Origin of the sequence: Streptomyces justiciae, from assembly GCF_015163075.1 — a bacterium.
Lineage (GTDB): Bacteria > Actinomycetota > Actinomycetes > Streptomycetales > Streptomycetaceae > Streptomyces > Streptomyces justiciae.
In genome coordinates, this window is record NZ_JADDXU010000017.1 from 105,785 (window position 1) to 118,448 (window position 12,664).

Here is a 12,664-nt window from a genome sequence, read left to right on the forward strand (position 1 = left end):
TCCAGCAGCGGCCACGCAATGCCTCAGCTGCGGGCCTCTTCGAGCTCCTGCCCGCCCAGGAACGCCTCGAGGGGGATGCCCATGGCCTCGGAGCTCTCGCGGGCTGCTTGCGGGTCGCGCCGCAGGTCATCGATGAACGGCTGTTCGCGAGGCTTGAGGATCTTGTCGTCCTCGCTCAGGACCCGCGTGTTGTAGCAGAACTCCAACTGGAGCCCGTCGGGGTCGGTGAAGTACACGGACCTGCACCAACCGTGGTTGAACACCGCGCTCGCCTTGACCCCGTGCTCGACCAGGCGGTCCCTCCAAGCCTGCAGCTCCTGCTCGCTGTCGACTCGGAGGGAGAAGTGGTAGGTGTACGGGCGGAGTCCCAGCGCCTTGTCCAAGTCGGCCGGCCAACTCGCCGGAGCGCCGGACTCAGGCGTCGGGGCCATGAAGGCCATGTAGCTGCCGCCGCCGACGTCGAAGAAGACGTGGCGCATGGTGACCGTCCCGTCCTCCGCCTGCTGCAGTTCCTGCCATGCGATCTCGAAGCCGAGCACACGTGTGTAGAAGTCGACACAGCGCTCGTAGTCGAACGTCGCGAAACCCATGTGGTGGATACCGCGTTGCATCTCCCGCCTCCCTTGCCGGAAATTCTGTCGTGCAGAACGCTTCTCTGAAGCTAGCACTGAGAGGCCCCTGTCACAAGACTGCAGGCTCGATAGGTCGATCCAGCGAAGAGGAACCATCCGCAGCGGTCGGCGGCCACAGAGGTGATCGTCATGAGTGCACTTGCGCCAGTTATCCTGGTCGGTCTCAGGGGGGGGGCGCCGGAGCGCTCGCTATGGAGGTGTCCCCGGCATCACCTTCCGCGGGCTGACATGCGGCTTGATTCGCGAGCCATCATCCTTCCGTCATGCAGACGTCAGATCTACTGCATGGAATGGAATGCCCTTCGCTGCAGGGCGAGGCGGCTTCAGCGCCCATCTTTCGTACTGGTACCGGCACTGCGACGGTCGCCAGGCACTCGTGCGCTCGGCGGGGACGGCAAGCGAGATCGAGCGATGCCGCAAACCAATGGCCAACCACCCTGGAATTTGCTGGTCGCATGCTGCGAGTACACGCCCGGACCGGGCTGGTCAGAACTGTGAGGGTGAATGGGTACCGCGACCAGCCCGTGGTGAAAGCGGCCAACAGGGCCGTGGTGAAGGCAGGACCGTTCGGCAGGTCGAGGGACGCACGGGTCGGCAGTAGGCAGACTCTGCTTGGTGAGCGACAGTGCCGATCCGTCGATGAGTCGGAGAGGGTAGCCACAGCCAGCCGTTCGCCGGCTGCTGGTCGTTCACAGACGGCGGACGCGGCGGGCCGGACGGTCGAGTGCTGCAGCAGACCGTGGTAGGGGGCATCCGGTGCGGGTTCGGTGCTGTCCGTCCTTCCGCCGCCGGCCAGCAAGCGGCCCGGATCCCCGTACAGTCATCGCCGGTGAGCCTGCGCTTTCGGACCGCGGAGGGCGCAGGCGACGAGGTCGAGGGGGAACGCAGGCCGTGCTGGAAGGCGACCTACGCTCAATGCAGCACCTCAGCAGCCTCCTCTGCGACCTCACGCAGTACTGCACTGATCCGACGCTGATCGGCGTGATTCATGCGGCTGATCGGCACGGAGACGTTGAAGGCGGCCTGCATGGGGGTTCGTTGGGCAGACAGCGCAACGGCGACGGAGCCCACGCCCTCCTCACTCTCCTCGGAGCTCGTGGCGTAGCCGAGTCGGCGGACCATTTCAACCTCCTTCTCCAACTCCGCCCGCGTGGCAACCGAGTTCGGCGTCAACTGCTGAAGCTCCTCATCCGGGTAACGCCGTCGCAGCTCATCGTCGGACAACTGCGCGAGGAGAGCCTTACCGGTCGAGGTGCAGTGCGCCGGCATCGACTGACCGAGGCGGGATGCGACACGCACGGCACGCGGACTCTCCAGCGCGTCCACGAACCGGACTGTCGTCCCGTCCAGCACTCCAAGGTGCACGGTCTCCCGCAGTTCGGCGTTCAGCTGTTCCAGGAAGGGGCGCAGGGCCTGCCGGACATCGAAGCGCTGCAGAATCGAAAAGGCGACACCGGTGAGTGCTGTTCCCGGTACGTAAGCCTTGCCTCGCTCGGCCTGCCTGATGAAGCCGCGGTACATCAACATCGCGAGCAAGCGGTGTGCGGTCGAGCTCGCGACCCCCAGCTGGTGAGCGACGTCGGTGAGCTTGAGCTCGTTCCGCTCACCGAGCATGAGCAGCACCCGCAGCGCGTTGTCCACCGACTCGATCGGGTACTGCGGCGCCGGCCCACTGCCGACCGATGACTGGACCTCGGACTTCTTCATAGCAGAAGAATAGGCCGCTCTCGCGCAACGCGAGGCGGCCTGGCGCTGGCCTAGCGTCCGATCCTCTCGCCATCGACTACGCCGTGCCTGGGTGCTCTACTGCGCAGAGCCGCTGTCCGCTCCCTACGCATGGGCAAGCCCGCCGAGGCGACATCGCAGGCAATGGCGCCCGCACCGTGTCAGCGGTGTGCCGGGCCGATGGGTGCGGCATCAACCACCGCGGAGGCGCTGCGAAGGGCGACAGGTCCACGCTTGGCGTCCTGATCAAGCGCCTGGCGTCAGGGATGTGGGTGCAGGCTTCGCATCGGGGTCGCCGGTCGTGTGGTCGTGGCGGGCGCGAGCGCGTCGAATGTCGTCGCGGTGTGCCATGGCCCATTCGCGCAGCGCGGCGATCGGCGTGAGCAGCGTGCGGCCCAAATCGGTGAGTTCGTAGTCGACGCGCGGCGGCATAGTCCGATACACGGTGCGGCTGACCAGGCCGTCGCGCTCCAGTGCGCGCAGGATCAGGGTCAGCATTCGTTGGCTGATCCCGTCGACCTCGCGGTGCAGTTCGCTGAACCGTCGCGGGCCGTCGCTGAGCCTGAGCACGATCAGGGCGCTCCATTTGTCGCCTACCCGGTCAAGTACATCGCGGATCGAACAGTCCTGCTCGACGGGGTCCTCGGCTGCCACGTTGCTGTGCGTATCCGACACGAGAGTGCCTCCTACTACATCTTCTCGTAGTAACCAACCGGAGGCCCACCGTTGCCCACGGAGAACAAGGAAGTGGTGTCCCACCTTGCGACCAGCCATTCGGCCACGGCAGCCTCGAGGCGATCGGCAGTGTGTGGTTTGCCCAGGTCACCGCTGTCCAGGTCGGCGACCAGGGGACGGTCACCACCACGGTGGGCCTCCGAGCACCTCGGCCTGCCGGCCGAAGTGGCCACTTGAACGCGGCGGGTCAGTGCAGGAAGTTCAGCAGGGCAATCGCCAGTTCCTGCGGAACTTCTTCGGGCAGGAAGTGGCCGGCTCCGGGGAGCACCAGCCCGGTGACGTCAGTGGCGAGCGTGCTCATGGTCTCCTTCGGCATGGTGCCGGTGCTGTACTGGCCGCCTATGGCCAGGACCGGGATGGTAAGCGGCCCCTCGTCGCGCCAGCGCTGGGCCTGCTGGGCGGACTCGTCGAGGGTCCGGTAGTACTCGAAGCTGGCGTGCAGAGCTGCCGGGTCGCGCAGGGAGTCGACATAGACGTCGATGGCCTGCTGCGGGATGGCACCGGGGGTGGCGGTCTTGGATGTGAAGGTGTGGCCGAAGTAGATCTCCTCGCGGCCCGCGACCATGCGCTCGTTGATGTTCGCGAGTCGGTTGAAGGCGAAGTGCCACAGCATCTCGTTGGTGGCCGGGTCCGACATGAGCGGCGGGGACGGCGAGATCCCGGGGATGACGGCCTCGCTGACGGCGAGGCGGGTGACGCTGTCGCGGTGGCTCGCGGCCAGGGCGTAGCCGACCAGCATGCCGAGGTCGTAGCCGACGACGGCGAAGCGCTCGTGGCCCAGGGCGGTCATCAACTCCGCCATGTCGTCGGCGAGCGTGGCGGCGTCGTAGCCGGTTGCCGGCTTGTCGCTGGCACCCATGCCGCGCAGGTCGGGAGCGACGACGGTGAAGTGCTCGGCGAGAGCGGGCATGACCAGACGCCAGCTGTACCAGAACTGGGGCCAGCCGGGCAGGAGCAGCAGCGGCGGCCCGTCGCCGCCGACCACGGCGTGCAGGGTCAGGTCGTCGGCTTTGACGGTGTGGCTGGTGAACGTGTCGGTGAACCCGTCGGGCAGGTTCGGCACGTCGGTGACGGTGAACGGCACAGGGATTCCTCCTTGGAGCGCAGGACCGCACTGAAACGGATGATGTATCCATTTCATGCTAGCACAAGCGGATGATTCATCCGGTTAATCTGTGTGCATGACCAGTGCACCGATGCGTAAAGACGCTGCCCGTAACCGGCAGCGCATCGTCGATGTGGCCCGGCGACTCGTCGACGACGGCACCCCGCTGCAGCTCAACGACGTCGCCCGCCTCGTCGGCGTGGGGGTTGCGACCGTCTACCGGCACTTCCCGACGCCGGAAGCCCTGATGGAGGCCGTGGCGACCCCGGGCCTGGAAGCGCTGATCGCTCGCGCGGAACGGGCGCTGGCCGAGGAAGATGCCTGGAAGGCTTTGAGTGGCTTCCTCGGCGTCACCGTGGAGGCGCTACTGACCGATGCCTCGCTCACCGCTGTGCGTGCCGCACCGGAACGTGTCGTGGCCCGCACCGAGGAACTTACTGCCGCATTGGACTCGCTGGCCGGCCGACTGCTTGATCGTGCCCGCGCGGCAGATGCCGTACGTGGCGTGGTCACCTGGGACGATCTGCTGCCGCTCGTGTGCGGCATCGCCTTTGCCGCCAAGGTTCACGCCGACGACCGGGAGGCGCGTCTGGCATCCGGCCGCCGGTACTTGGAAGTGATGCTGAAGGGGCTCCGCAGCTGAGCTGCCGCAGGGCGGGCAGGGTGACCTCGAGGAGGACGGGCGCGAGGCCCCTGCATCCTCGACGGAAAGCGTTGGAAGGCCACACCTAATCTGTTCGGACAATTAATGCGCGATCGACCCGAGGGCTGATCGGAGCAGGTTTTATTCACGCTCACCATCTGCTACCTCTCCGACCGCGATTCGGCTTGTGTTGCAGCTCACATGCGCCGCGGGAAGGGGGGAGTGGATTTTGTTGTTCAGACAAGTAACGCCTCGTGGACCTGCGGGGCCGTCTGGACACTCCACTTCCCCCTGAGAGAGATGACCATGTTGAAGGCATTCGAGCCCTACGAGCTGAGTGGCAAGCGCCTCGCCAACCGCTTGGTGATGGCGCCGATGACCCGCAGCCGTGCCTACGGTCCTGGACAGACCCCCACGCCGCTCATGGCGGACTACTACGCGCAGCGCGCTACTGCCGGACTGATCGTCACCGAGGGTGTTCAACCCTCCCGAGTCGGCCAGGGCTACCCCGACACCCCGGGCATCCACACCGCGGAGCAGGTCGCTGCCTGGCGCCACGTGACGGACGCGGTGCACGCCCAGGACGGTGTGATCTACCTGCAGATCATGCACACCGGACGGGTCGGACACCCCGCACTGACGGGCCTGGAGCCCGTCGGCCCCTCCGCTGTCGCGGCCGCCGGGCAGGTGTACACCCACGAAGGCCCCCAGGACTTCGTCACCCCGCACGAACTGAGCGACGACGAGGTCCGCGCGACCATCGCCGATTACGCCGCCGCCGCTCGCAACGCCATCGAGGCCGGCTTCGACGGCGTCGAGCTGCACGGCGCCAACGGGTATCTGATCAGCCAGTTCCTCGCCCCGAACAGCAACGAGCGCACCGACGCGTGGGGCGGCAGCCCCGAGAAGCGCATCCGCTTCGCCGTGGAGACAGCCAGGGCCGTCGCCGAGGCCATCGGCGGGGAAAGGGTCGGCTTCCGCATCTCTCCGGGCAACGGCTTCAACGACATCGACGAGTCCGACGCCGTCGGCACCGAGGCCACGTACACCGCCCTGGTTGAGGCCCTCGCCCCCCTGGGTCTCGCCTACCTGCACCAGTTGGAGGCTCCCGGTGTACGCGATCTGACGCTTCGGTTGCGTAAGGCATGGCCCTCGGCCTTTGTCCTCAACCCCTTCACCGGCCAGGAGCCCACCGGAGCCGCCGAGCTGGAACTCGTCGAGAACGGCACAGTGGACCTGCTTGCCTACGGCCAGCTCTTCCTCGCCAACCCCGACCTGTCTGCCCGGCTGGCCCAGGGAGGCCCGTTCAACACCCCCGACCCCGCAACCTTCTACGGCGGCGACGAGAAGGGCTTCACCGACTACCCCACGCTGGAGGAAGCGCGCGCTTGACGGCTGGGAGACGGAACTGGGCCAGCCGGGCATGCCACGCCTGAGCAGCACATACCCTGCTCCCAGGAAGCGGACTCGAAGGCCTGCCCGCGGCAGCCGGCCCAGTGCCGGCTGCCGCGGGCGGCTCGCGGAAAAGACGGTCGCACGGGAGAAAGCAGAAGGCGGCACCATGGAATCCGAGGCAGTACCCCAGGTCTCCGAGACCGGTGAACTCCCCGAGGCCGCACGCCGCGGACCGATCAGCCATGCGATCTTCCGGGTGGCCCGCCTGCACCGCATGCTCGCCGGCCAGGTGCTGCGCGAGGTCGGCCTGCACCCGGCCCAGGAACTGGTCATGATGCAACTGTGGGACCGCGGCCGGATGCGCCAGACCGACCTCGCCCGACACGTTGGCGCCGACGCCGCCACCATGACCCGCACGATTCAGCGGCTGGAAAAGGCCGGTTACGTGCGCCGCGAGCGCTCCACCAGCGACAAGCGTTCCGTCCTGGTCGAACCCACCGCCGCCAGCCTGGCCCTGCGCCAACAGGTCGAAGAGCTCTGGTCCCGCCTCGAGGACTACGTCACCGGCGGTCTCACCGAAGTCGAACGCAGCGAGACTCTCGCTGTCCTCGAACACCTCGAAACCAACCTCGCTGCCCACGCCAGTGACACCGAACTGAGCTAGGGATCCGGCGGGCTGGCGTCGCCGGCTCCAGTCTCGCCACCGTAGTCGGGCTCCGCGACGCCCGTAGGTGGGGCGAAGGCGACTTTTACAGCCGCTACAGGGCTGCCTGGAAGGCTTCCGCCAGCTTGCGGGCCTGCTCATGGGAGTCCGCCAGGGACGCCTCGTGCAGCGGTACGAGGTCCGACATGTGGGGCATTATGCGGGCGAAGGTGAGCTCGGGGGTCAGGACGCGCACGTCGAGGCCGAGCGTCAGCCGGTGGCCCAGGACGGTCTCCAGCGTCGGGATGACATGATCCATGCCGTGGTTGGGGGCCCCGGGGCCGTAGCCGCCGCCGCGGGCGGAGATCACCAACGCCGGGCGGCCGGCGGCCGGCGGGCCATCGGGAAGGCCCATCGTGGTACCCACGGACATGATCTGGTCCAGCCATGCCTTGAACACCGAGGGAATCGAGTAGTTGTACATCGGTACCGTGAACAGGTAAGCGCTCGCCCCGAGGAATTCCCCGACCAGTTCTTCCTGGATCGCCGCGGCCGCGGCCTGATCCGGGGTGCGTGCGGATTCGTCCGTGCTGCGAGTAGTGATGCCGGCGGCACTGAGGTGAGGCACCGGTGCGGCTCCGAGGTCGCGGTGAACGACCGGGCCCCGCCACGAATCCCGAAAAGACTGGGCGACCTGCCGGGACACAGAGTCGGCGCCCAGGGAGGAGGAATCGATGTGCAGGAGATAGGACATGAAGGCGCTCTCCGATTCTTGTCAGTCGGACGGAGCGCCATGATGCGACAGTATGAGACGCCCTACAAAAGGCACACGGGTGTCAGTACCGGAAGGTCATGTGCCTATCGACACTGATCGCCATCCTGACACTGGTGCGCTGCTCGTGGGTGCTCGTCTGGGCCTCGGGCCGTGACGGCGAAAGCGGACCAGACTTGATGCGCAGTCAGAGAACTCAGGCGAGCTGACGCGGCCCGGGCCGCGAGTGGCGACCATGAACAGGGCGAACCGGAGAACGAGCGCGACGCCAAGTCCAGCCTGGTATCGCGCTCTGCCGAGCTTCGCCTGGGATCCGAGCCTTCAGCATTTCCTCAGTGAGGTTCGGGGAATGTGCCCTTGGGGCCAAATCCGAGTAGCTGTTCGGTCTCGAGGTCAGGAACGGTCAGGAACTCCACGCTCAGACCCTCGGCACCCACCGCGAAGTGGCCCCGGGCCGAGGCGACTTTGAGTTCGGCGTGCAGCTGGAACCCGCTGGCACGGAACCGGTCCAGAACGGCGTCGTAGATCCCGGGGGAACGGGATCCGAATGCGACGTTGAGGATGCCTTGATCAGAGACCCGGTAGCCCTCCGGCAACGGTCGCGGAACCCGGGTCTCGTACTGCACCAGCTCGATCACGGGACCGTCATGGAAACCTTCCGCGGAAAGCACGCAGGACGTGGCGCTGGTGGCCGGGGACCCCCAGAGTTCCTCATCGGCCTCCGTGTGCAGTACCGCGCCGGTGTCGCGCAGCCCGAGTGTGTCGCAGAAGAAGTTCTGCGCTCCGGCCAGATCGGTGACCACGACCCGGACGAAGGCCGTCGTCACTGGGGCTTCCCGGATCGTGCGGGTCAGGGAAACTCCCGGAACACGTTCGCGCAGTTCGAGCCATACCCCCTCAGGATCACGTGTACAGACCCGACGCTCAGGCTTGTCGCCGAGAACCGGCCCGACTTGAGAGCCGGCCTCACGCAGCCCGGCCAGGACTGCGTCCAGGTCGTCGACGTAGAGGCCGACCAACGACCATCCGGCGTCGTCCGGACGGCGGCTTCCCGGCACGGACGCAGGATCGCTGAACTGGAAGAACTCCAGCTGGAAAAGATCGGTCGAATCGAGCAGCCACATCAGGTCGGCGTTGCAGGACGGGAAGCCGAGGAAGGCGGCGGCTTCCGGCCCGGTGACTCCCTGCCAGGCGCCGCCCGGCAGGAAGCCAATGACCTCCCGGTACCACGCTGCGGTGGCCTCAAGATTCAGGGTGCTGAAAGATACCTGGATCACGGGCATCGAACTCATCGGGGAATCCATCAGTGTGCTCCTCTCTTGCTCGCTGGTCGTCCATGGAGCGGCCTGATGTAGATGCCGCGCCAACGAATGCTCTGGCAGGGAAAGGGCTGGGCTGCCCCGTCGGCTTCGACGAACGCAATGAACTGTTCGAGTCGTCGATGAGGGCGAGGAGACCTGCTGTGTCGAGCTTGCGGCGCCAAGCTATGCTGCTGGCGCGACAGGTCCTTCTACTTGTCCCGTTCTACAAGTGCGTCATGTCAGTGATGCATGCCTGGACGGTAGGCTCAGTACCTTTTCAGGTGCAGGGCTGAATGTTGGGATTGCCTGCGACTTTTGACGTAGGCACCAGCGCGCACGCCCGTCGAGTGAACCACCGCGTTCAGGCTTGTCCAAGGACGATGTCGAAGCGAGCCGAAGTCCAAGGGCGCTCCAGACGGAGTCCGTCTGGCGCGGGTGTGCCGGCCGGGTGGCGCTCGAAGGTGCGGATGAGGGACTCCTTCACGCCGAACACCGAGTCGCTGTCCAGGTATGGGCCTCCGGATACGAAAATGTGCGTGGTCAGAGGACGGAAGCCGGGCGCCGTCACCATGAAGTGCAGGTGCGGCGCCCGCATCGGAGAGCGCCCGGCGCGGCGCAGGAGTCGGCCAACAGGACCGTCGTCCGGGATCGGGTAGGGCGTGGGGGTGAGCCCCCAGAATCGGTAGCGGCCCTCGTCGTCGCTGAAAAGGTGCGCACGCCCGGCAAGAGCGCCGTCCTCGTACTGGACGTCGTACATGCCGTCGCCGTCTGCCTCCCAGACCTCGATGCGTGCACCGGGGACCGGTCGTCCATCGGTGTCCGTCACCGTGCCGTAGACCCACGACGGCTCGCCGGTGGCGCCCTTCGCGATGTCGCCGCCGAGGGGAATCTCCGGTGCGCCCTGGACGAAGAACGGTCCCAGCACCGTGGACTCCGTGGCCTCGCCCAGATCGGGTTCGTTCACAGCGACGGTCAGCATGGAGATGCCGAGGACGTCGGAGAGCAGAACAAACTCCTGGCGCGTGTCGGTCGTGATGTGACCCGCCGCCGTCAGGAACTCGATCGCCGCGTTCCACTCCTCCTCGGTGAGCCGGGTCTCTCGCACGAACGCGTGAAGGTTCCGTACGAGTGCCTGCATGACCTCACTGAACCGGTCGTTGTCGGTCGTCTCGAAGCTCGCGACGACCTGGTCCGTCACCCGTTGTTCCCGCCGGGCACGGTCGCTGCTCTGCTCTGCCATCGGTTCCTCCTTCGTCGGGGAGTCATCGCTCATGTGCTGGTGAGCGGGACGAGAACCGGAGCCTCGCCACGCCAGGCTCGTGCCAGCAGCTCCCGGATGGCCTCGCGTGTCATCCGGCGGGGATTGGACTCCGGCACCTGTGCCGCGATCAGGTCAGCCGTCTGATCGAGTGCCGACTCCCCAAGTCCCAGCTCGCGCAGAGAACCGGGCGGATCGAGCTCCGCGTAGAGCTCGAGCAACGCACCGAACGGGTCGGCGCTGTTCCCGAGTGCCGATCCGAGCCGGCGCGCCGCGTCGGGTGCCGCGGGCAGGTTCAGGCCGACCACGTGTGGAAGGACCACGGAATGCAGCGCGGCGTGTTCGAGGTCGTACGCTCCACCGAGTACATGGCAGATCTTGTGATGGAGGCCGGACCCGGCGCCGGCGAATGCGACGGCCCCCAGGTAGGTGCCGAAGAGGACGTCCCGCCGCGCCGTGACGTCCTGGCTGTCGGTGACGATGGACGGAAGGCAGGCGGCCAGCGAGCGAACGCCTTCGACGGCGAGGGCCGAGCTGATCGGGTTGTTCCGCGGTGCCCACATGGCGTCGACGCAGTGGGCGAGGGCGTTGAGACCCGAGGTGACCGACAGGCGTGCCGGTAGCGACAGCATCAGGGTCGCGTCGTACACGACGACGCGGGGAATCACGGTAGCGTCAACGCCGGTGCGCTTGTCGCCGTTCGCGGTGAGGCCCCACACGGGGGTCGCCTCCGAGCCGGCGTAGGTCGTGGGGACGGCGAGAATCGGCAGGCCGGTGGTGAGCGCGGCCGCCTTGGCGGTGCCCGTCGTCGATCCTCCGCCGACGCTGAGGAGCAGGTCGGCCGCGTGTGCACGAACAGCCTCGCGTACGGCATCGGCCACGTCGGCCGGTACATGCGGTTTGACGTGCCCGAAGGCGGCCACTGTGGGCACGTCCCGGCAGATCTCCTTAGCCAAGGCCATTTCCCGCTGACCAGCGATGAGGAGGACACGGGTCGAGCCGAGCCGCGCGACTTCGGCTGCCACGTCAGCCCGGGCGGTGCCCGAGCCGAAGAGGACTCGCTGCCCCCAGGACTCAAACACGACCGGGGATGTCAGGGAAGTGCTCACTCTTCTGCTCACACGCTCGCGTATGCGGACGAGGGGGTGAGGCGGAGGAGCTTCTCGGCGTTCTGCTGGCCGATCTTGAGCCGGTCGGCATCGCTGATCGGTGCGGTGCGCAGGAACCGCGTGGCCGTCTCGATGTCCTCGAACGGGTAGTCGGTGCCGAAGAGGATGTGGTCGGCGCCCATCGAGAGCAGAGCGGCGAGCAGTGGGGCGGAGGAGCAGACGCCACTGGTCGTGATGTAGAGGTTGTGGCGGATGTACTCGGAGGGGCGCTCACGCTTGAGCTCGATGCCGTGGTGCGCGTGGAATCCCCAGCGGGAGTCCAAGCGCCACAGCACGTAGGGCAGCCCCTCGCCCATGTGCCCGAGCAAGAGCTTCGCCTTCGGGAAGTCGTCGAACACGCCTCCGAAGATGAGCCGCAGGACGTGAGTGGCCGTGTCGAGCCCCCAGCTCCACATCGGTCCGACGAGTTCGGGGTGGCCCGAGAACACGTGGGCCGTGTCGACGCCGTTCGCCGGATGCAGATAGAGCGGTACATCGAGGTGCTCAGCGCGCTCCCAGACAACGCGGAGGGCGGGGTCGTCCAGGTAGGTGCCGTGAGTGTGGGCGTTGACGAGGGCGCCGCGCAGGCCGAGTTGCGCCACCGCACGCTCCAGTTCGTCCGCCGCAGCGGCAGGATCCTGCAGAGGAAGGGCAGCGAAACCGGAGAAGCGGTCAGGGTGTTCAGCGATGACGCCGGCGAGGAAGTCGTTCACGGTGGTCGCCTGCCGTACGGCGGCGGCGGGGTCTGTCTCCGCCTGGATACCGGGGGAGTTGAGCGAGAGAACCTGCATGTCGAGGCCGGCCGCGTCCATGGCGGCGAGGCGCTCTTCGTTGAGATCGAGAAGCCTGCGGGAGGCCTCGGCCCAGACGTGAGGCTGGGCGATGGATGCAGTGGATGCACCGTGGCCGACCAGGTCGGCGGTCACAAAGTGTTCTTCGAGGGCGATCAGCTTCATTGCGGCGTCTCCTCGGTGGATCTTGTGTGGTTGCGCGCGAAATTCGCGGAGCGCACGTCGCCCACGGGGTGGCGGGGTTCGTGCATGAGGTGGCTCGTCGGCGTGTTCGCTGGCGGTGGCTCTTGCCGACTACCGGGCCTGGCCTTCGTCGGGGCGCGGACTGGCGAGATGACGGGGAAGGCTATCGAATTTCACCAGAGCGTAACGTGTTATGCAATGGTGAATCAACGGTGTCGCATCCGGCGCGTGAGAGTCGGCACTCGGTTCCATCGAGAAGACCGCAGGCCACGGCGTCAGGAGGGTGGATCGTGGGCTCCGATAGGCTGAACACGTTCATGCACTGGCGGCATG

12 protein-coding genes are annotated in these 12,664 nt (G+C 66.9%); 3 read left to right on the forward strand and 9 right to left on the reverse strand.

Features of this window, described 5'->3' with window-relative positions:
* Positions 1-23 precede the first annotated feature (23 nt).
* The 4 genes from IQ210_RS36450 to IQ210_RS36465 form a co-directional block, all read right to left on the reverse strand.
* On the reverse strand, positions 24-611 hold the full coding sequence (locus IQ210_RS36450) for a VOC family protein (RefSeq protein ID WP_194083512.1): 588 nt from the start codon (positions 609-611) through the stop codon (positions 24-26).
* A gap of 933 nt (positions 612-1,544) precedes the next feature.
* Positions 1,545-2,339 carry an IclR family transcriptional regulator gene (locus tag IQ210_RS36455; protein ID WP_194083513.1) on the reverse strand — a complete coding sequence of 265 codons (795 nt, stop codon included), beginning with the start codon at positions 2,337-2,339 and terminating at the stop codon, positions 1,545-1,547.
* Positions 2,340-2,603: 264 nt separating this feature from the next.
* A complete protein-coding gene (locus IQ210_RS36460) occupies positions 2,604-3,032 on the reverse strand; it encodes a winged helix-turn-helix transcriptional regulator (RefSeq protein WP_388203187.1) in 429 nt (142 codons plus the stop codon).
* Positions 3,033-3,279: 247 nt separating this feature from the next.
* A complete protein-coding gene (locus IQ210_RS36465; protein WP_194083515.1) occupies positions 3,280-4,176 on the reverse strand; it encodes an alpha/beta fold hydrolase in 897 nt (298 codons plus the stop codon).
* Between the two features lie 97 nt (positions 4,177-4,273).
* Between IQ210_RS36465 and IQ210_RS36470 the strand changes: the two genes are divergently transcribed.
* From IQ210_RS36470 to IQ210_RS36480, 3 genes are all read left to right on the forward strand, one after another.
* Positions 4,274-4,840 (forward strand): TetR/AcrR family transcriptional regulator, encoded by a 567-nt coding sequence (locus IQ210_RS36470; RefSeq protein ID WP_194083516.1) that lies wholly within the window; start codon positions 4,274-4,276, stop codon positions 4,838-4,840.
* Positions 4,841-5,146: 306 nt separating this feature from the next.
* Entirely contained in the window at positions 5,147-6,232 is a 1,086-nt protein-coding gene (locus IQ210_RS36475) for an alkene reductase (RefSeq protein WP_194083517.1), read from the forward strand.
* Between the two features lie 169 nt (positions 6,233-6,401).
* A complete protein-coding gene (locus IQ210_RS36480) occupies positions 6,402-6,899 on the forward strand; it encodes a MarR family winged helix-turn-helix transcriptional regulator (protein ID WP_194083518.1) in 498 nt (165 codons plus the stop codon).
* Between the two features lie 94 nt (positions 6,900-6,993).
* Here IQ210_RS36480 and IQ210_RS36485 read toward each other — a convergent pair whose 3' ends face one another.
* The 5 genes from IQ210_RS36485 to IQ210_RS36505 all read right to left on the reverse strand — a co-directional run bounded on the left by IQ210_RS36485 (position 6,994) and on the right by IQ210_RS36505 (position 12,313).
* Complete coding sequence (locus IQ210_RS36485) at positions 6,994-7,632, reverse strand: FMN-dependent NADH-azoreductase (RefSeq protein WP_194083519.1); 639 nt, start codon at positions 7,630-7,632, stop codon at positions 6,994-6,996.
* A gap of 350 nt (positions 7,633-7,982) precedes the next feature.
* Positions 7,983-8,942, reverse strand: coding sequence for a VOC family protein (locus IQ210_RS36490; protein WP_194083520.1), 960 nt, complete (start codon positions 8,940-8,942; stop codon positions 7,983-7,985).
* Between the two features lie 370 nt (positions 8,943-9,312).
* A complete protein-coding gene (locus IQ210_RS36495) occupies positions 9,313-10,191 on the reverse strand; it encodes an intradiol ring-cleavage dioxygenase (protein ID WP_194083521.1) in 879 nt (292 codons plus the stop codon).
* 29 nt (positions 10,192-10,220) lie between these two features.
* Positions 10,221-11,318, reverse strand: a complete 1,098-nt coding sequence (locus tag IQ210_RS36500; protein WP_322657547.1) for a maleylacetate reductase — start codon at positions 11,316-11,318, stop codon at positions 10,221-10,223.
* A gap of 8 nt (positions 11,319-11,326) precedes the next feature.
* Complete coding sequence (locus IQ210_RS36505; protein WP_194083522.1) at positions 11,327-12,313, reverse strand: amidohydrolase family protein; 987 nt, start codon at positions 12,311-12,313, stop codon at positions 11,327-11,329.
* Between the last annotated feature and the right edge of the window lie 351 nt (positions 12,314-12,664).